The organism is Flavobacterium johnsoniae, from assembly GCF_001879205.1.
Classification (GTDB): domain Bacteria; phylum Bacteroidota; class Bacteroidia; order Flavobacteriales; family Flavobacteriaceae; genus Flavobacterium; species Flavobacterium johnsoniae_A.
On record NZ_MLFK01000006.1, the window covers coordinates 80,252 to 100,584 of the forward strand.

Annotated in this window: 17 protein-coding genes and 2 tRNA genes; 8 read left to right on the forward strand and 11 right to left on the reverse strand. The window is 34.8% G+C overall.

Annotated features, from left to right (window positions below):
- Positions 1–150 precede the first annotated feature (150 nt).
- The gene (locus BKM63_RS09595; RefSeq protein ID WP_071636398.1) at positions 151–1,098 is read right to left on the reverse strand and encodes an alpha/beta hydrolase; all 948 of its coding nucleotides are present in this window, start codon (positions 1,096–1,098) and stop codon (positions 151–153) included.
- Between the two features lie 10 nt (positions 1,099–1,108).
- A complete protein-coding gene (gene sppA / locus BKM63_RS09600; RefSeq protein WP_071636399.1) occupies positions 1,109–2,866 on the reverse strand; it encodes a signal peptide peptidase SppA in 1,758 nt (585 codons plus the stop codon).
- A 137-nt stretch (positions 2,867–3,003) separates the two neighbouring features.
- On the opposite strand from sppA, the gene folK reads away from it, so the two are divergent.
- Positions 3,004–4,137 carry a 2-amino-4-hydroxy-6-hydroxymethyldihydropteridine diphosphokinase gene (gene folK, locus BKM63_RS09605; protein WP_071636400.1) on the forward strand — a complete coding sequence of 378 codons (1,134 nt, stop codon included), beginning with the start codon at positions 3,004–3,006 and terminating at the stop codon, positions 4,135–4,137.
- A gap of 19 nt (positions 4,138–4,156) precedes the next feature.
- On the opposite strand, the gene BKM63_RS09610 is transcribed toward folK, so the two are convergent.
- The 3 genes from BKM63_RS09610 to BKM63_RS09620 all read right to left on the reverse strand — a co-directional run bounded on the left by BKM63_RS09610 (position 4,157) and on the right by BKM63_RS09620 (position 8,366).
- Entirely contained in the window at positions 4,157–7,210 is a 3,054-nt protein-coding gene (locus BKM63_RS09610) for a T9SS type B sorting domain-containing protein (protein ID WP_083572206.1), read from the reverse strand.
- A 113-nt stretch (positions 7,211–7,323) separates the two neighbouring features.
- On the reverse strand, positions 7,324–7,860 hold the full coding sequence (locus tag BKM63_RS09615) for an RNA methyltransferase (protein WP_071636401.1): 537 nt from the start codon (positions 7,858–7,860) through the stop codon (positions 7,324–7,326).
- A 74-nt stretch (positions 7,861–7,934) separates the two neighbouring features.
- Positions 7,935–8,366 (reverse strand): DUF1573 domain-containing protein, encoded by a 432-nt coding sequence (locus BKM63_RS09620; RefSeq protein WP_071636402.1) that lies wholly within the window; start codon positions 8,364–8,366, stop codon positions 7,935–7,937.
- A gap of 157 nt (positions 8,367–8,523) precedes the next feature.
- Between BKM63_RS09620 and mutS the strand changes: the two genes are divergently transcribed.
- The 4 genes from mutS (at position 8,524) to BKM63_RS09640 (ending at position 12,017) form a co-directional block, all read left to right on the forward strand.
- The gene (mutS, locus tag BKM63_RS09625; RefSeq protein ID WP_071636403.1) at positions 8,524–11,130 is read left to right on the forward strand and encodes a DNA mismatch repair protein MutS; all 2,607 of its coding nucleotides are present in this window, start codon (positions 8,524–8,526) and stop codon (positions 11,128–11,130) included.
- Between the two features lie 161 nt (positions 11,131–11,291).
- Positions 11,292–11,364, forward strand: a tRNA-Gly gene (locus BKM63_RS09630).
- Positions 11,365–11,378: 14 nt separating this feature from the next.
- Positions 11,379–11,464 (forward strand) — tRNA-Leu (locus BKM63_RS09635).
- A 172-nt stretch (positions 11,465–11,636) separates the two neighbouring features.
- Positions 11,637–12,017, forward strand: coding sequence for a DUF1508 domain-containing protein (locus BKM63_RS09640; RefSeq protein WP_071636404.1), 381 nt, complete (start codon positions 11,637–11,639; stop codon positions 12,015–12,017).
- Between the two features lie 121 nt (positions 12,018–12,138).
- Here the strand turns inward: BKM63_RS09640 and BKM63_RS09645 are convergent, their stop codons facing one another.
- Positions 12,139–12,363 carry a PG1828 family lipoprotein gene (locus BKM63_RS09645; RefSeq protein WP_012023801.1) on the reverse strand — a complete coding sequence of 75 codons (225 nt, stop codon included), beginning with the start codon at positions 12,361–12,363 and terminating at the stop codon, positions 12,139–12,141.
- A gap of 345 nt (positions 12,364–12,708) precedes the next feature.
- Entirely contained in the window at positions 12,709–13,938 is a 1,230-nt protein-coding gene (locus BKM63_RS09650; RefSeq protein ID WP_071636405.1) for a 3-deoxy-D-manno-octulosonic acid transferase, read from the reverse strand.
- 134 nt (positions 13,939–14,072) lie between these two features.
- Between BKM63_RS09650 and BKM63_RS09655 the strand changes: the two genes are divergently transcribed.
- Entirely contained in the window at positions 14,073–15,206 is a 1,134-nt protein-coding gene (locus tag BKM63_RS09655; protein ID WP_071636406.1) for a DegT/DnrJ/EryC1/StrS family aminotransferase, read from the forward strand.
- A 41-nt stretch (positions 15,207–15,247) separates the two neighbouring features.
- Positions 15,248–16,261 carry a UDP-glucose 4-epimerase GalE gene (gene galE / locus BKM63_RS09660; protein ID WP_071636407.1) on the forward strand — a complete coding sequence of 338 codons (1,014 nt, stop codon included), beginning with the start codon at positions 15,248–15,250 and terminating at the stop codon, positions 16,259–16,261.
- Positions 16,262–16,390: 129 nt separating this feature from the next.
- Here galE and fabD read toward each other — a convergent pair whose 3' ends face one another.
- Together fabD and BKM63_RS09670 are read right to left on the reverse strand one after the other, a co-directional pair.
- Positions 16,391–17,266 carry an ACP S-malonyltransferase gene (fabD, locus tag BKM63_RS09665; protein WP_071636408.1) on the reverse strand — a complete coding sequence of 292 codons (876 nt, stop codon included), beginning with the start codon at positions 17,264–17,266 and terminating at the stop codon, positions 16,391–16,393.
- Between the two features lie 72 nt (positions 17,267–17,338).
- On the reverse strand, positions 17,339–17,701 hold the full coding sequence (locus tag BKM63_RS09670) for a DUF983 domain-containing protein (RefSeq protein WP_071636409.1): 363 nt from the start codon (positions 17,699–17,701) through the stop codon (positions 17,339–17,341).
- A 96-nt stretch (positions 17,702–17,797) separates the two neighbouring features.
- Here BKM63_RS09670 and BKM63_RS09675 point away from each other — a divergent pair, with 96 nt between their 5' ends.
- On the forward strand, positions 17,798–18,658 hold the full coding sequence (locus tag BKM63_RS09675) for a helix-turn-helix domain-containing protein (protein ID WP_071636410.1): 861 nt from the start codon (positions 17,798–17,800) through the stop codon (positions 18,656–18,658).
- Positions 18,659–18,804: 146 nt separating this feature from the next.
- Here the strand turns inward: BKM63_RS09675 and BKM63_RS09680 are convergent, their stop codons facing one another.
- Positions 18,805–19,338: a YceI family protein gene (locus BKM63_RS09680; RefSeq protein ID WP_071636411.1), complete on the reverse strand. Its 534-nt coding sequence runs from the start codon at positions 19,336–19,338 to the stop codon at positions 18,805–18,807.
- 151 nt (positions 19,339–19,489) lie between these two features.
- Positions 19,490–20,206 carry a pirin family protein gene (locus tag BKM63_RS09685; RefSeq protein ID WP_071636412.1) on the reverse strand — a complete coding sequence of 239 codons (717 nt, stop codon included), beginning with the start codon at positions 20,204–20,206 and terminating at the stop codon, positions 19,490–19,492.
- Positions 20,207–20,333 lie beyond the last annotated feature (127 nt).

Sequence of the window (20,333 nt, forward strand, 5' to 3'; positions counted from 1 at the left end):
TTAATTTTGAAAAATCGACTGTTGCAAAAATAGTTTTTTTATTCAACTATCAAGATAAAATTTTCTTAATAAAGTAAGAAAAGTATGCTAATTAAAACAAGAAAATCCGTTTGATACTATTCAAACGGATTTAACTTTTTATTGTTGTAACTATTTTTTAATAAACGAAATAATCTTATTTGTCATTGTTTCTGAAATGGGCAGCGTTTCATTATTATAACTTCCCATATTGGCTTGTTTATCGCCGTCAATAATTTTCATGATATGGTTCATTTTGTCAATAATAACCAATTCAGAGTTTTTGTTGGCCTGTGATAAATTTTCGGCATCTTTAACCGAAACCTGTAAATCATTATTTCCCTGAATGATTAAAATTGGAACGGCCAGCTTCTTGATTTCTGTCTGCGGGTCATATTTGAACCAGGAAATTAAATAAGGCTGAATACTTGGCCTGAATAATGAATTGAGAAGCGGATCGACTTTTTTTACTTTATTGCCGCTTTTTAAGCTGTCAATAATAGGAAACGTCATGTCTTCGATTTGTTTATTCGATTTAGAAGCAATTTGTGACTTCAAAAGTTTATCTGCAGATTCTCCGGCTCCTGCAATCGAAATAAATTTGTTTGCTTTTGCACCTGCAATCATTCCAATTAAGGAACCTTCGCTATGGCCGATAACTGTCAATTGTGTAAAGCGTTTGTCTAGTTTTAAAAAGTTAATCCAGCTTTTTACATCTTCGGTATAATTTTCAAAAACCAAACTTGATTCCATTACAGCCGATGCTTTGCTTTCGCCAATTCCTCTTTTATCAAATCTTAAGGAAGCAATTCCGTTTTTTGCTAAAGCTTCTGCCAGCATTTTTAAGGAATTGTTTTTCATCATTGGGTTATTTCCGTTTCTGTCTGTAGGGCCAGAACCCGCGATTAGCAAAGCAACCGGACATTTCTTTACTTCGTCAGGAACGGTAAGTGTGCCGTAAAGCTGATCTATATTGATTTTTAAAGTAACATTTGTTTCCTTAAAAGTATACTGCTTTACATTTTGAGCATTTGTAATTGTTAAAAACAGCAAGGCAGTAAACAGAAATATATTTTTCATTTTGTGGAATTTATTTAATATTTATTCCAAAAGGCATCATGGCCTGCACTCCTTTTTGTCTTTGAAATCTTTTTACCTGTTCAATAAGCAAATAGTTTTCTTCGCCAATTTCTTCTTTAATGAAAGCTTCTTTAGATTGAGCAAAAGGCAGATTAGTCATTAATTCGCTAAATGTTTTTTCATATTCAGGATAATTTTGTGTGCTGTAGTCTTTAATTTTAGCAATTTTGGCAGCTTCGGCAATGGCATCATTTAAACCTCCAATTTTGTCTACTAATCCAATTTTTAAAGCTTCAGAACCAGACCATACTCGCCCTTGCGCAATAGAATCTACTTGTGCAAAAGTCATCTTTCGTCCTTCGGCAACATGTGTTACAAAAGTTTTGTAAATCTGCTCCACACCTTCAAGAGTAAAAGCTTTGAATTTTTCGTCAACTGGCACAAACGGACTATAATTTGCCGAGTTTTCGTGAGTTTTAACTTGTTCTGTATGAATTCCTAATTTAGTTGCAAGCGGTGTAAAGTTTGGTAATACGCCAAAAACGCCAATAGAACCCGTAATTGTGTTGCTTTCTGCAAAAATCTTATTAGCGTTGCAGGCAATATAATAACCTCCGGAAGCGGCATAATTTCCCATTGAAACCACAACTGGTTTTACTTTTTTCGTGATTTCAATTTCCCTCCAGATTAAATCAGAAGTTAAAGCACTTCCGCCTGGGCTGTCAATTCTTAAAACGATCGCTTTTACATCTTCATTTTTTCTGGCTTCTTGCAGCGAACGACGCATTGAACCCTCTCCAATTATATTTACGTCGCCTTCTCCGCCGGCAATTTCGCCTTGAGCGTAAATAATAGCAATTTGGTCATCGGCCGTATTGGTTAATGCTGTTGTAATATTATTTTGAGTATAATCTAAAATCGAAATTTTATTGTAATCGTCATCGCCTTTTACCTTCAAAGCTTTTTTAATGGCATCGTGATAAACGTCCTCATAAGCTACAATGTCTATTAAATGTTGTGTTTTTGCCATTTGAGGAGTTCTGGCCAATAATCCGTTTGCGATCTCATTTAGTTTGGCAACCGGAATATTTCGGCTTTTTGAAATGTCGCTGCAAACCGTTGACCAAATCGAATTTAAAAGTGCGGTAACTTGTTCTCTGTTGGCATCACTCATTTGGTTTTCTAAAAATGGCTCAACGGCACTTTTGTATTTACCGTGACGAATCACTTCCATGTGGATTCCGGATTTTTCCTGAAAATCTTTAAAGAACATTACTTCAGACGAAAGTCCTTTAAAATCTAGATCTCCGGCCGGATTCAAATAAATGGTATTAGCAACAGAATTTAAGTAATATTCTTTCTGCGAATAGGTATTAGCATAAGCCCAGACAAATTTTCCTGATTTTTTAAAACTTTCCAGTGCGTTTCTCAAATCTTTATATTGAGCAAGACCTAAAGAAGACTGATCGTTTAAAATAGAAATTCCTTTGATGTTATTGTCGGTTTTTGCTGCTTCGATTGCATTAATAACGTCAGTTAAACCAACTCCTTTTTTATCTGAAAAAACAGTTACCCAAGGATCTTTGTATTTTCCTGCGTAATCATTATTAATTTGTTTTAAATCCAGTTCGATAACAGAATCATTTTTAACCGAGACTTTATCATCTCCGCCAAAAATTGCTCCAATTAGGATTACTCCAAAAAAGAAGATCATGATAAATACAAAAATACCAATAACTGTGGCAATTACATTTCCTAAAAACTTCATAAGTATATATTTTTTTAATAAGTAGTATTAATGGGCTGTTTGTTACAAATTTCGCACATATTTTTTAATTGGCTCGATGCGCCGTTTCACAAATATATTGGTTAATTCTAAATAGTTTTAGTTAATTTGCATTAATTATGAAGTCACAGCATCAAGTCGTTTTATCTATAGGCAGCAATCAGGGAAACAGGTTAGAAAACATCCAGAGTTGTATTAATCTGATACATCAGGAAGTAGGAACTGTAATCAGGGTTTCAAAGCTTTATGAAACGCCCGCCTGGGGATTTGAAAGCGATGCTTTTTATAATTGTGCATTGCTGTTGCATACGGCATCATCGGCACAAAAAATATTAAACCAGGTTTTAAAAGTCGAGAAACAATTAGGAAGAATCAGATTGAATCAGGAAGGATATCAGTCCCGAATTATTGATGTTGATTTAATTGTTTTTGATGATGAAATTATTGAATCTGAAAAATTGCAGGTGCCGCATCCTTTAATGCAAAACCGAAATTTCGTGTTATTGCCGGTTCAGGATTTAAAATTAGACTGGAAACATCCTGTTTTTCAGAAAACTATTTCAGAATTAATTGCCATTTCTCCAGATGACAGCGTTTGTACCATTGTTCAGGATTTGAAATGTCCGTTAAGTGAAATTCCGCTGGAAAAATTCAATTATATTGCCTTTGAGGGAAATATTGGTGCCGGAAAAACGACTTTAGTTCATAAAATTGCAGAGGATTTTAATGCTAAAACTGTTTTAGAAAGATTTGCTGATAATCCGTTTCTGCCTAAGTTTTATAAAGATCAAAATCGATATGCATTTCCGTTAGAAATGTCTTTTCTGGCCGATCGCTATCAACAGTTATCAGATGATTTGGCGCAGTTTGATTTATTCAAAGATTTTATCGTAGCCGATTATCATATTTTTAAATCATTGATTTTTGCTAAAATTACGCTGCAGGAAGATGAATATAGGTTATACCGAAATCTCTTCGACATCATTTACAAAGAAATGCCAAAACCAGATCTGTATATTTATTTGTATCAGAATACAGAGCGTCTTCTTCAAAATATTAAAAAACGAGGCAGAAATTACGAACAAAATATTGAAGCCGAATATCTGGATAAAATCAACAACGGTTATTTGGAATACATAAAATCCCAAGCCGATTTGAACGTCTTGATTATTGATGTTTCTGATCGCGACTTTGTAAAAAAACAGGAAGATTATCTTTTTGTTTTGGATAAAATTCAGAAGAAGCTGAGTTAATTAGATAATTACCGTGTTATTATCTTTTTAAAGAAAAATGCCCTCTAAAAATAGGTTTTGAATCGTCTATTTTTAAAGCATACCAATAATCAGAAGCCGGAAGCGGTATTTTTTCATAAGTACCGTCCCAACTCATTTTAGAAGCATTTAACTGTGCAACGAGTTTTCCGTATCGATCAAATATGGTTACTTCGGCCTGAGGGTAATTTTCCATTCCGGTTACTTCCCAAAAATCATTATAAGTATCATTGTTTGGAGTAAAGAAGGCCGGAAAAACCAGCACGACAAAATTTCGTGTTGTTCCGCCACAACCACTTTTCTCCTTAACATATGCAGTTTGAAGTCCGCCGGGAACATCATAGAAAGTATTGGAATCTTGAAAATTCGTGCCATCTACAGAATATTCGAAATAGGAAGCTTCTTTTTTAAGAAAAATTTCCACCCGGCTTCCATTTACTCCAATTCGTGTTATTTCGGGAATTTGATGTTGTTCCACAATAATGGTTTTCCTGCTGGTACAGTTTTCTGGTTCAGGACTTGTAACATCAACGGTAAAAGTACCGCCTTGTGCGGTTGTAATAGTTTGAGTTGTGGCTCCATTTGACCATAAATAAGTCATTCCGGAAATTCCGGCATCTAATGTAATGGTTTGAAGCTCGCATAAAGGCAAAGTTTCATCAGTAACTATCGGAGGGTTGTAAATTACAATATTTACTGGCGTGCGATCGGGATTAATACATCCGGAATTAGAAGCCTCTGCATAAAAAGTTGTATTGGCAGAAATTTTTGGAGTTGCAAAACTATTTCCTTGATATAGACTGGTACCTCCGGAAGAAGCAGTGAACCAATTAATAGTTCCTACATTTGAACTGGCTTTGATTGTTACAGAGCCGGGGCCGCAATTGGTATAAGTATCCTGATCTGCAAGTGGCTTTGCTGGTGTAGCATAAACAGTTGCTGTAACAGATTTTCTATTCGATTCGCATCCGGCATCGACATAATAAGTTGTTGTGGTGTTTATTGCAGTTGTATAAGTATTTCCAGTCGCTAGTAAATTGCCGCCAACTGCTGCGTCAAACCAACGAATTGTGGCCCCGGCTGTGGGCGTTGCAGTAAAAGTAAAAGTTCCGGAATCGCAGACCGGACTTGGATTAGCAGCAGGTACTGCTTCTGGAATTGTAATTTTAGTACTTGTCGCAATCTCTACCGTAGCTTCTCCCGGCATTCCTCCGAATTCAACTACATAACCTTTTGGCTGATAATTGCCCGAGGTGTCTCCCGTATTTGACAAATCGTTCCATGAACCTTTTATTCCAACACCAGGTTGTGTAATATGTGCGTAATCTTCGTCTCCTTGCTGGTTAGGTTCGCCTGAGTTCCAAAATGCAAAATTTGGCGTTGAACCGTTTGCATTTCCATTCCAGAAAATAGTTCCGGCTTCTGGTCCTGTAACCCATTTCCAGACTCCTTCTGTTTCGGCATCACTGCCGCCAATCCATCCCGTTCCTGAGGCTTGTTCGCCAATTAATTTTGCTTCGTCTGCAGATAATATGGTCGCTAAATAACCTCTAAGTCCGTAATAAATACTTTCCTCGGCAGCTGCTTTGGCAGTTGTCCAGCTAATGCCAATACTGGGCACAAATAGATAAAAATGTTTGGTTGAAGGCAGATAATTGGCATTACCAATTGTGATCGAAAAAGTTCTGGTTCCAGAAGCTGAAGCCGAAGGATTTGAGAAAATTACATCTTTTACAGCGTCAACTAAGTCAGAGTATAAAACATCATTGCCTGTTGGGCTTGTTATGCTTAATTTTCCTGCTGTTGCATCCCAGCTTGTCCTTACATTAGGGTGCGCTGCCGGATTTGATAACCCAAGCAGATCTAAGCCGCTTGCATAACCAGATGAAATTTGAATATAAACACCTTTAGTTCCTGTTTCCGCAGGATCGTGTGTAATAGTAAAATCAGTTACAATTTTTATTGTATTTTGTGGGCAGTATAACTGATCTCCAGTTGCTTTGACAACAGGGGCAGTTGTTGAAGGTTTACTGCAGTCGTTTGAATATTTTGCGGTATTATCTTTGAATGTCCAGTTTGTGTTTGAATACGCTTCATTGTCTACTTGTATACAGGTTAGACCAGAATTATATTTAAAATTTGGAGCGGTTAGTATCGTGTTTTGTCCGTTTTTTAGATTCAAATTTGTTAAGAGGTTATCATTTCCAAAAAAACTATTTAGATTAATATTGCTGGACAAATCTAAACCAGACAATTTATTATGATTACACTCTAAGACTCCTAAAGTTAAATTATTAGAAACATTGAGAGATGTTATTTGATTATAGCTGCAATTTAATATTCCTAAATTTGGATTGTTAGAAGTGTCAAGAGAAGTTATTTGATTATTATTGGCAACTAATAATTGCAATACTGCATTTTTAGAAGTGTCAAGATTTGATAAATTGTTATTACCGCAATTTAGAGTTATTAAGTTAATGTTTTTTGAAAGATCTAAATTTGTTAACTTATTAAAAATGCAAGTTATGTTCGTTAAAGAAGTATTTTGAGCAAGATTTATGCTTGTAATGTTATTGTGGGAAAATATAAGGTTAGTTAAAGATGTATTTTTTGAAACATCTAAACTGTTTAATTTATTATTCTCTATAGATAAAACTTCTAATGCCGTGTTTTGTGAAAGATCTATAGTAGATAATTCATTATAACCGCATGATAAAGACTTCAGAAAAATGTTGTTGGTAAGGTTTAAATTAGTAAGAGCGTTTTTTTGATATATATTATCATCAGCTATCCCTACACTTAATCTTTCCAGTTTTACAAAAGCTTCAATACCAGTTAAGTCAGTAATATTTTTACCTGGAATTACTAATGTTGTTACCTCTTTAACATTTGCTTTCAGAACCTGGCCATCAATAACGCCAGTGTCAATATTTAAGTCAATTAAAGCTTGTTCAAAATTTGGATCCGGAATAGGAGTATACTGTGCAAATCCGGCAAAAGGGAAAAACAATAAAAAAAATAAAAATTGTGGTTTTATAAAATTGATACCTTTCATTTTATAAAAGTATCAATTTTGTAATGATAAAAAAATATATTTAAATTTTTAACAAATTATCTCTCTAATTGATTAAATAATCACATCTAATTAACAAAAATGCTTTTTAAAACTTATTTTGGCCAATTTAGTTTTTGGAACAAATCCCAAACTACAATTCCTGCGCTTACTGCAATGTTTAAAGAATGTTTTGTGCCTAATTGTGGAATTTCAATACAGCCGTCACAAATTGCCACCGCTTCCTGAGATACGCCATAGACTTCATTTCCAAAAACCAGTGCATACTTTTTGTCTTTTTCGACCTGAAAATCCTGAAGAAAAACAGAACTTTCGACCTGTTCTATAGCAAGGGTTAAAACCTTCTCTTTTTTAAGATTTTCGATAACTTCCAAAACATTTTCATGATGTTCCCAGGCAACAGTTTCGGTTGCGCCTAGTGCTGTTTTATGAATTTCTTTGTTTGGAGGAGTAGCTGTAATACCGCACAAGATAATTTTTTCGATTAAAAAAGCATCAGAGGTTCTAAATACAGATCCGATATTGTGTAAACTGCGAATATCATCTAAAACTATAATTAAAGGAGTTTTGTCTGATTTTTTAAAATCTTCAATCGATTTTCTTTCTAATTCGCTATTTTCAAGTTTTCTCATTGGTGTAAATTCAGGTCATAAAAAAAGCTTCCAAAGATAAGGAAGCTTTTTCGATTATTTTATTGTTTTTCAGATTAGCTTTTTACTGGATCTGGTAAAACAGTACCTTTAATTGTAAGTACTTTTGTTGGTTGTCCTTCAGCATTAGAAGTAACAGTTACAGTTTTTGTAAAAGCACCAACTCTGTCAGTAGCATATTTTACACCTATAATACCTTTAGCACCCGGAGCAATTGGCTCTTTTGGTGTTGTAGGTACTGTACAACCGCAAGAACCTTGAGTGTTAGTGATGATTAACGGTTTTGTTCCGTTGTTTACAAAAACAAATTCTCTTTTACCATCAGCATTGTGTGCGATTGTTCCGTAGTCAATAGTTTCTGTTTCGAAAGCCATACCAGCACCTTCGATTTTAGCAACTTTAGCAGCTTTAGCTTTTTTAGTTGTTTGTGCGTTAGAAGCTGTAATACCAGCTACAGCTAACATAGCGAATAAAATTATTTTTTTCATCTTTTAAGGGTCTTTTTTAATGATGAACAAAGCTATATAAAATTCTTATATCTGACCCTAAAAAAATCTTAAAATATTTTAATTTTTGAAGTCTTCGTTATGCCGCTAAAAAATTATAAATTCGCTGTCTTAATTTTCATTTAAAAACATATCAATTTTGGCAGCTAAAGAAAAAGTGGTGAAGGAAACACCTTTAATGAAACAGTACAACGAAATCAAGAGAAAATATCCTGATGCATGTTTGCTTTTCAGAGTGGGGGATTTTTATGAAACCTTTGGAGAAGACGCTATTAGGGCTTCAAAAATTCTGGGAATCACTTTAACTAAAAGAGGTGCAGGTTCTGATACCGAAACTGCTCTGGCAGGTTTTCCGCATCATTCTATTAATACATATTTGCCAAAATTGGTTAAAGCCGGACTTCGTGTAGCGATCTGCGATCAGCTTGAAGATCCAAAAATGACCAAAACAATCGTAAAAAGAGGCGTTACTGAACTTGTAACTCCGGGGGTTTCTCTAAACGATGAGGTTTTGCAATCCAAAACAAACAACTTTTTAGCCTCTGTTTATTTTGCTAATAAAAATATCGGAATCTCTTTTTTGGACGTTTCTACAGGGGAGTTTCTTACTGCGCAGGGAAATGCAGAATATATAGATAAATTACTGCAGAATTTTAACCCAAGTGAGGTTTTGGTTCCGAAAACTTGTAAAACGGAGTTTAAAGATGCTTTTGGAGAAGATTTTCATAGTTTTTACCTCGAAGACTGGATTTATAAAGAAGATTATGCTCTGGAAACTTTGACCAAACATTTTCAAACCAACTCTTTAAAAGGGTTTGGTGTTGAGGAGCTAAAGGAAGGGATTATTTCTGCCGGGGCCATTTTGTATTATTTATCAGAAACGCAGCATAATAGAGTACAGCATATTACCGCTATTCAGCGAATTGCAGAAGATGCTTATGTGTGGATGGATCGTTTTACGATTAGAAACCTGGAACTATATCACAGTTATAATCCAAATGCGGTAACACTTTTGGATGTAATCGACAGAACGCTTTCGCCAATGGGAGGTCGTTTGTTAAAAAGATGGCTGGCCCTGCCGTTAAAGGATACCAATAAAATTAAAGGACGTCATGATGTGGTTTCGTATTTGAAATCGAATCAGGAAGTGCTGCAGAATATTCAATATCAAATTAAACAAATTTCAGATTTAGAGCGTTTGATTTCTAAAATCGCAGCTGGAAAGGTTTCTCCTCGCGAAATTGTGTATTTGAAAGAATCGCTGGATGCTATTATTCCAATTAAAACATTGGCGCTCGAAAGTCCGCAGGAAGCTGTGAAAGTTATTGGAGATAGTCTGCATTCGTGTGATTTGCTGCGCGAAAAAATAAAAAATACTTTAAATCAGGATGCGCCGGTTGCTATTTCAAAAGGAAATGCAATTGCAACAGGGGTTAATGAAGAGCTGGATGATTTAAGATCTATTTCAAATTCCGGAAAAGAATATTTAGAAGGAATAGAAAAAAGAGAATCAGAGCGAACAGGAATTTCTTCTTTAAAAATATCATTCAATAATGTTTTTGGATATTATATTGAAGTTCGAAATACACACAAAGATAAAGTTCCGGAGGAATGGATTCGTAAACAGACTCTGGTAAACGCAGAGCGTTATATTACCGAAGAATTAAAAGAATACGAAACCAAAATTTTAGGTGCCGAAGAAAAAATTCATAAAATAGAATCGGAACTTTTCGAGCAGTTAGTAGGTTGGATTGCCACTTATATTAAGCCTGTTCAAATGAATGCTTATTTGGTTGCGCAATTAGATTGTTTGTGTTCGTTTACGCAATTGGCTGTTGAGAATCAATATGTTTGTCCGGAAATCGACGATACTTTTGAATTAGAGATCAGAAATGGACGACACCCTGTTATTGAGAAACAGTTGCCGGTTGGAACTCCATATATAGCAAATGATGTTTTCCTGGATAGAGAAACACAGCAGGTTATCATGATTACAGGGCCTAACATGTCGGGTAAGTCGGCGATCTTAAGGCAGACTGCTTTAATTGTGCTTCTGGCTCAAATGGGAAGTTTTGTTCCGGCAGATAGTGTGCGAATGGGAATCGTGGATAAAATTTTCACCAGAGTAGGAGCTTCGGATAATATCTCGATGGGAGAATCTACTTTTATGGTTGAAATGAACGAGACAGCTTCGATTTTGAATAATATTTCGGATAGAAGTTTAGTTCTTTTAGATGAAATTGGAAGAGGAACCAGTACTTACGACGGAATTTCGATTGCGTGGGCAATTGCTGAGTTTTTGCACGAACATCCGTCAAAACCAAAAACGTTGTTTGCGACACACTATCATGAGTTGAATGAAATGACCGAATCGCTTCCTAGAATTCAAAATTATAATGTTGCCGTAAAAGAATTAAAAGATACCGTTCTTTTTATTAGAAAACTGGTAAAAGGAGGAAGTGCACATAGTTTTGGAATTCACGTAGCGAAAATGGCTGGAATGCCTCAGATTGTAATTTTAAAAGCGCAGAAACTTTTAAAGAAATTAGAGAAGAATCATTCGAGCGAGGCTTTAAATGGAGTAAAGTCGGCTGCAGATGAAATGCAGATGAGTTTCTTTAATTTGGATGATCCGTTGTTGGAAGAGATAAAAGAAGAAATCTTAAGTCTTGATATTAATGCGATCACGCCGGTTGAAGCACTGATGAAACTCAATGAAATCAAGAGAATGCTGGTTAAGAAATAAAAACTAAAAAAAAATCAAGTTTAAAGTTTAGGTTATCAGAATGTTATAAAATAACTGGAATTTTTTTTCAAAAAACGCTTGTGTAATTGAATAAATGTCCTAAATTTGCACTCGCAATACAGCACAAGTCAAGTATTGTAGTTCTTATTAGAATTTGAAACGCGAAAATAGCTCAGTTGGTAGAGCGCGACCTTGCCAAGGTCGAGGTCGCGGGTTCGAGCCCCGTTTTTCGCTCAATAGCATATAATGCTCGGATGGTGAAATTGGTAGACACGCTGGACTTAAAATCCAGTGAACAGCAATGTTCGTGCGGGTTCAAGTCCCGCTCTGAGTACTAAAGCCTCTTCTTTTGAAGAGGCTTTTTTTATTGCGTAAACTCATGAATTTTGTTTGAGTTGTTAAGAGGCTGGTTTTCTTGATAGCTGAGTTTTTTGGATTCAATGTCTGAAAAAAAAGTTCGTAGTGTAAAAAGTCTAAAATTTCCAATCTAAAATCTAAAATAAAATATGGGTGCTTTTGTAATTAGCAAGCGGTTTAATGATGAATATAAGTTTGTGTTTACATCCAGAAAGGGGAAGGTTATTTTTACAAGTTTAAGTTATGAGTTGAGGTTTGAGTGTGAAGAAGATATTGAAAGGTTTAAAAGGATAATCGAGCTTTCTAAGTTTTTAAAATTTAAAGGCTCAGGAGGAAAGTATTTTTTTAAATTGATGTTAGATGGTGTTCACTTTGCAACAAGTCGAAAATACACTACAGAATTGCTTCTTCAAAAAGGGATTAAAGAAATTGTGACTTATGCCTCAAAGTCGGAGATTTTGGATTTCTCATCCAGTGAATCGATTTTTGAAGATGAAGAAGTTTCTGTTGAGGAGGAAATAGAGGATTAAAAAAAAAGCGTTCACAAAAGTGAGCGCTTTTTTTTTATTTGAAAGACCAAAGGTTGAGGTTCGGTCAAAAAAAAAACCATCGATTTCGATGGTTTTAAAATCTTTAGAATTTAAGTTCTAATTATTTTTTTACTTCTTTAGCAGCATCTTCTACTTTTGCAGCAGCAGAATCAACTTTAGCAGCAGCAGAATCAACAGTTGCAGCAGCAGAATCAACTACAGTAGCAGCAGAATCAACAGCAACAGCAGTAGAATCTACAGTTTCAGTAGCTGCAGCGTCAGCTTTTTTACAAGATACAACAGTTAAAACAGCAACAACAGCTAAACTTAAAAATACTTTTTTCATCTTACTTTATTATAAAAGGTTAATTATTAATTCGTGGCAAAGATATAAATTTTTTAATATGTAAAATATTTTTTCACTTTTTTTTTAAAATATTTTCCTTGCTCACGATTATCTTATTTATCAAAGAATATGCCAAAAATATAAAATTATCTTAAATTGTTTTATATTTCGTGTAAATAATTTTTTGTTGAATATTATATGGTAGAATTGGCTGTTTTGCTTGTCTGTATTGCAGTTTGTTTTGTATTTTAAGGATTATTGAATAATCTTAAACAATCAAAAAAAGGCTGCTTTAAGAGGTTTTGGTAAAATATTACTCAGTAAAAAGCATTTTAAGAGTTGTTTTTAAGAGACAATTCTCATAATCGTATCTGTTGCACCTTTATTATCCTGAATAAATGATCTGCAGATTTCGCTTTTCTCTCTTAAAAAGTTTTCATCCGTAAGGAGCTTGTCGAAAATATCTTTTAATTCATTTGTATTAGATATGGGTATGCAGCCTCCAAGATTAACTAATGAAACAGCTTCGGCAAAATTGGAATAATTAGGTCCAATAACAATTGGAATTCCAAACGTGGCCGGCTCCAGTATATTATGGATTCCTGGGCTTCCAAATCCGCCCCCAACGTATGCAATGGTTCCGTAACTGTAAATTTTGGTCAAAATTCCAATGGTATCAATGATGAACACATTATAATTTGATAAAACCTGATTTTCTTTTTCAGAAAATAAAACAGTCGATTTTGTAATTTGCGATTTAAGACTTAAAATTTGATCGGCTTTAATATTATGTGGTGCAATTATGAATTTTACATTTTCCGGCGCCTGATTAATGTATTCAATTAATAAAGCCTCGTCTTTTGGCCAGGAGCTTCCCATAACAACAACGGGCTGATCGTTTTTGAAATTCTCAATGTAATCAAGTGTATTGTCTCGTTCTAAAATGGTGTTTACACGATCAAAACGGGTATCGCCGGAAACAATTACATTCTTAAATCCAATTGCTTCAATTTTTTGTTTTGAACTTTCATTCTGAACAAAAAAATAAGTAAAAGCGTTTAATGCGTTTCTGTAAAATCCGCCATACCATTTAAAGAACATCTGGCTGTCTCTAAAAATCCCCGAAATTAAATAAGTTGGGGTTTTGCTTATTTCCAGCTCTTTTAAGTAATTAAGCCAAAATTCATATTTAATAAAAAAAGCAAATTCGGGATGAACGAGTTTTAAGAAACGTTTTGCATTGCTTTTGGTGTCTAAAGGGAGGTAAGCGGTAACGTCGGCAACTGTGTTATTTTTACGCACTTCGTATCCGGAAGGGGAAAAAAAGGTGACAATAATTTTGTGTGAAGGATATTTTTCTTTGATTTTTTCGATAACAGGAAGTCCTTGTTCGTATTCGCCTAGTGATGCGGAGTGAAACCAAATGGTTTTGTCATTGGGTTTTATTTTTTCTTCAAGAATAGCAAAAACATTTTTTCGCCCATCAACGAAAAGCTTAATTTTCGGACTAAATAAAGCTATAATTCTAAGAAAAAATCCTGCGATAGAAATGACTAAATTATATAAAAAAAGCATGTGTTAATTTTTGTGGCTAAATTACGTTTCTTTCCATTATTTTCATTGGTTTGAAGGTATTAAATAACTATTTTTGTTCCTCCTTTTAGAGATTCTGTTTAAAAATCAGGTCTTTTTTTAAATAAATATTCAAAATGAAAAAAATACAAATGGTTGACTTAAAAAGTCAATATGAAAAAATAAAAGCGACTGTTGATGCATCAATTCAAGAGGTTTTAGATACAAATACTTATATTAACGGACCATTGGTTCATCAATTTCAAAAAAATCTTGAAGATTATTTGGGGGCAAAACACGTGATTCCATGTGCTAATGGAACCGATGCGCTTCAGATTGCCATGATGGGACTAGATTTAAAACCAGGCGACGAGGTTATCACTGCCGATTTTACTTTTGCGGCTACTGTGGAAGTTATTGCATTATTGCAGTTAACGCCTGTTTTAGTAGATGTTGATATGGTAAACATGAATATTGATATCGAAGCGGTTAAAAAAGCAATTACGCCAAAGACAAAAGCAATTGTGCCGGTACACTTATTTGGGCGTGCTGCGAATATGGATGCTATTATGGAAATTGCAGCTGAGCATAATTTATATGTAATTGAAGATAACGCACAAGCTATTGGTGCTGATTATATTTCGAAATCAGGAACAAAAAGCAAAGTTGGCGTTATTGGTCACGTTGCCGCAACTTCATTTTTCCCTTCAAAAAATCTAGGCTGTTATGGAGATGGAGGAGCAATTTTTACAAATGATGATAAATTAGCGCACATCATCCGCGGCATTGTAAATCACGGAATGTACGAGCGTTACCACCACGATGTAGTAGGAGTAAATTCTCGATTAGATAGTATTCAGGCTGGTGTTTTAAATGCAAAACTACCTTTGTTAGATGAATATAATAAAGCACGTCGTTTAGCAGCAACAAAATACAATGCGGCTTTTGCTGGAAATGCACACATTGTTACACCTGATTTTGATGTAAACGAAAATGATCACGTTTTTCATCAATATGTATTGAGAATTATAGATGCCGACAGAAATGCTTTGATGCAGCATTTATTAGATAAAGGAATTCCGTGTGCGATTTATTACCCAATTCCGCTGCATTCTCAAAAAGCATATTTGGATTCTCGTTATAAAGAAGAACAATTTCCTGTTACCAATCAGTTAGTGCAGGAAGTAATTGCTTTGCCAATGCATACTGAGCTTGACGATGAACAAATTAAATTTATTACCGATTCTGTTTTAGAATTTTTGAATAAATAAAAAAAGCTTAAACTAAACAACACAACAAAAACAACCAAAAAATGAAAGTATTAGTAACCGGAGGATTAGGATTTATTGGTTCTCACACCGTAGTCGAATTGCAAAATGAAGGCTTTGAGGTAGTGATCATCGATAATCTTTCAAATTCTTCAGAAGATGTTTTAAAAGGAATTACAGCCATTACGGGGAAAACGCCTTTATTCGAAAAAATTGATTTAAGAGAAAAAAGTGCCGTTCAGGATTTCTTTAAAAAATATAATGATGTTACTGGGGTGATTCATTTTGCAGCTTCAAAAGCGGTTGGAGAAAGTGTCGAAAATCCGTTGTTGTATTATGAAAACAACATTAGTACTTTAGTTTACCTTTTACAGGAATTACAGCAAAAACCTGAGGCAAGTTTTATTTTTAGTTCGTCTTGTACAGTGTACGGTCAGGCAGAGAAAATGCCAATTACAGAAGATGCTCCCGTTCAAACTGCCATGTCTCCTTATGGAAATACAAAACAGATTGGAGAAGAAATTATTACAGATACCGCTAAAGTAACGAGTATTAATGCTGTGTTATTGCGTTATTTTAATCCGGTTGGGGCACATGCTTCAAATGAAATTGGAGAATTGCCGTTGGGAGTTCCACAAAATTTGGTTCCTTTTATTACGCAAACCGGAGTAGGATTGCGTAAAGAATTATCAGTTTTTGGAGATGATTACCCAACACCGGACGGAACTGCAATTCGTGATTATATTCACGTTGTCGATTTGGCAAAAGCACACGTTATTGCATTGCAGCGTTTATTGAATAAAAAGAATTTAGCAAAAGTAGAAACCTTTAATTTAGGAACCGGAAAAGGAAGTTCTGTTTTGGAAGTAATTCACAGTTTTGAGAAAGTAAGCGATAAGAAATTGTCATACGTAATTAAGCCGCGTCGCGAAGGAGATATTACCGAAGCTTACGCCAACACACATAAAGCTAATAATGTTCTTGGCTGGAAAGCAGAATTAAGCTTAGATGAAGCAATGGCAAGCGCCTGGAAATGGGAACAAAAAGTTCGTTCTTAGTTTTCGGTCTCGGTGACAGTTTTCAGTCTAAAAACTAAATATAAAAAATCCCAAATGATTGTCATTTGGGATTTTTCATTTAATATCGATAATAACTGAAAACTGCTACTGCGACTGAACACTTAAAATTTAAGCATTCGCCGTAACCGCTTCTTTATCAATTTTATTAATCAAACCTGCTAATACTTTTCCTGGGCCGACTTCAGTAAACAAAGTAGCACCGTCAGCGATCATTTGCTGTACAGATTGTGTCCATTTTACCGGAGCAGTCAATTGAATGATTAAGTTCTTTTTAATTTCGTTTGCATCAGAAACCGCATTTGCCGTTACGTTTTGGTAAACTGGGCAGATAGGAGTAGAGAAAGTTGTTGCTTCAATTGCAGCTGCTAATTCTTCTCTTGCTGGTTCCATCATTGGTGAGTGAAATGCTCCTCCAACAGGTAAAATCAAGGCGCGTTTTGCTCCTGCAGCTTTCATGGCTTCACATGCCTTTTCAACTGCTGAAGTTTCTCCTGAAATAACTAATTGCCCTGGGCAGTTATAATTTGCAGCAACTACGATTCCGTCAATAGAAGCACAAACTTCTTCTACAATATTATCGGCTAAACCTAAAACAGCTGCCATTGTAGATGGAGTAATTTCGCAGGCTTTCTGCATAGCAAGAGCACGTTGAGAAACTAATTTTAAACCATCTTCAAAAGATAAAGTCCCGTTGGCAACCAATGCTGAAAATTCTCCTAAAGAATGTCCTGCAACCATTTCTGGTTTAAAATCATCACCTAGAGTTTTCGCTAAAATAACCGAGTGTAAAAATACAGCCGGCTGCGTAACTTTAGTTTCTTTTAGTTCTTCGGCTGTGCCTTCAAACATAATATCTGTAATTCTAAAACCTAAGATTTCATTAGCTTTTTCGAATAATTCTTTGGCTAAAGCCGAGTTTTCATATAAGTCTTTGCCCATTCCTGTAAACTGTGCGCCCTGACCTGGAAATACGTATGCTTTCATTTGTCTAATTTAATTTTTATTTTTTTTGGAATTGAAAACTAGTTTCAATAGAAAGGCAAAAATAGTATTTTTTTATTTCGTATAATCCTTAAACATGTAAATCCATGCTAATCTTGAAAATCGGAGGTTGAATGAAGTAAGTAAAGTAATGACAACTGCAATGATTGGGATGATTCTCAAATCGAAATTTTTCTCAAAGAAAAACTGTGCAATACAATAAGTTGCAATTCCCTGAGCAACTGTTAATCCGTAGTTTACATACATGGCACCAAAGAAATAACCAGGTTCTTTTTGAAACTTGTAATTACAATGACTGCAGTATTCATTCATTTTTGGAAGGCCGAAAGTCAGAAAAATATTTTTGTCTGTAAATACTTTTCCTTTATGACAAATAGGACATTCGTTGCTTAAAATATGAGTTAATGCACTTGACATGATCTTGTTGTTTTTTATTTACACAAAGGTAATTCAGTGTTGTATAAAAGTCTTTTTAGTATCTTCGCTACTTATAGCACAATAAAGACATTTGTTATGAAGAAATATCCAATTTATAGTGTTCGGAATTTTAGCTGTAATGATATCCATCGTGATTTTTATGTAAATACCTTTAAAGAGCATTTAAAAAATCACAGTTTTGTCGAAGAACCACATCGTCATGATTCTTATTTGATGGTATTTTTTACGAAAGGTTCCGGACTGCATGAAGTTGATTTTGATCAATTCGAAATTAAAAGAGGAAGTTTGTTTGTGCTCCAGCCAGGACAGATGCATCACTGGAGTTTGTCTGAAGATGTTGAGGGATTTGTGATTATTTTTTCACAGGAATTGTATAATTTGTATTTTGGACAAAAAAATATTAACGAATATAATTTCTATCATTCTATTCATAACAGACCGGAGATGGTTTTCGAGCAAAAAGAAATTCCTAAAATCCTGCCTTACTTTGATTTGCTGATTCAGGAAAACAATCAAAGCAATCGGTATCAGCTGGATAAAATGTTGAATTTATTAGACTGCATTCATATTGAGATTGCTCGTAAATACAGTGAAACTTATTCGCATCAGACACATTCGTATAACATTAAGATCAATAAGTTTGAATCGCTTTTAGAGGAATATTTCAGGACTGAAAAACTGCCGTCTTTTTATGCTGAAAAATTAAGTATTACGCTGAAGCATTTAAACAGAATCTGCAATGAAATTCTTCAAAAAACGGCCACAGAAGTGATTACAGATCGTGTAATCCTCGAAATAAAACGAATGTTGATCGATAAGCAATTAGCAGTAAGCGAAGTCGCATTTAAGGTAGGCTACGAAGATTACTCGTATTTCTCCCGTTTCTTCAAAAAACAAACCGGAATGTCGCCAACAGAATTTAGAAATGTAAAATAAAGGGTTTCGGCTTCGCTCAGCCTGACAGTTGCATTCATAATGATATCGCATATCGGGCGGAGCGAAGTTGAAGCCGCTCCTAAAAGCAAAATCCTGTACTAAAAAGTACAGGATTTCATAACCAACCAATTAAATCTAAAACCTGATTAGGCTTGTTTTACAAATTGTAATTCAATGTTTAAACGAACTTCTTCGCCTACTAAAACACCCCCTGTTTCAAGAGCTGAATTCCAGTTTAAACCCCAATCTTTACGATTAATTTTTCCTTCTATGCTTAAACCTACTTTTGTATTTCCCCAAGGATCAGTTAAGATGCCGCTGTATTCTACAGGAAAAGTTACGCTTTTAGAAACACCTTTAATGTTTAAATCTCCAGTAATTTCGTAGCTTCCCTCATTAATTTTTTTGAAAGATGAAGCTTTGAAAGTTAATTTTGGATGATTCTCAGCATCAAAAAAGTCACCGCTTCTTAAATGTCCGTCTCTGTCTGCATTTGCAGTATCGACAGAAGCAATATCAGCAGAAAATTCAATTGCTGCATTTTCAAAGTTGTCTCCTTCTGTAGTAATTGTTGCGTCGTATGTTCCGAATTTTCCGGAAACATTTGTAAACATCATGTGTTTAACTTTAAAACCAATTTCTGAATGTGTTGGGTCAATTGACCATTTTGTAGTTGCCATAATTTTTATTTTTTAAATAATTAATTTCATTTTGATAGGACAAAGTTACGATGACAGTTATCCTGAAGCACTTAACCTAGATTAAGAAATAAAATGAATAACTTTTGATTGTCCGTTTGTTTTGTTTGCTGTTTGAAAAATTGCTGTCGAATTAATAGTTCATCGGAATATCCATCAATAAAAATTCAGCATCTGAGTTTGCTTTGATAGTTAAAGTGTCAGTTCCTGAAATTCCAACAGCATCACGAGTGTTTAATTCCTGACCGTTGATGGTTACGTTTCCTTTTAAAACAAAAGCGTAAACTCCGTTTCCTTCTTTTTTGATTTTATATTCTGTTGCGATTCCGGCATCAAAATTCCCCATATTAAACCAAGCGTCCTGGTGAATCCAAACGCCTTCATCATCTGCATTTGGAGATAAAACCTGTGCTAGTTTATTATGTCTGTCAGCTACATTCAGTGTAATTTGCTGGTAACGCGGTGTAACATTTCTTTTGTTTGGGAACAACCAGATTTGTAACAATTTAGTCTGCTGATCTGCGTTTGGGTTAAACTCACTGTGCTGCACACCAGTTCCGGCACTCATCACCTGAATGTCACCATGTTTAATGATTTCAGTATTACCCATACTGTCTTTATGAGCTAAATCTCCTTCAAGCGGAATCGTAATAATTTCCATATTATCGTGTGGATGCGTTCCAAAACCCATTCCGCCTGCAATTGTATCATCGTTTAAAACACGAAGTGCCCCAAACTGAATTCTTTCCGGATTGTACCAGCTCGCAAAACTAAAGCTGTGATAAGCGTTTAACCATCCGTGATTTGCGTTTCCTCTTGTGTCTGCTTTGTGCAATACTATATTTTCCATGATTTTGTATGTTTTGTTAATTTTATAGTACAAAGATACCGTCGATGTCAAGGAAAAGCACTTAACCTAGATTAAGAAAAGTTTTTGAGGTTCTGAAGTTGTAAGGTGCAAAGGTTCAAAGTTGTAG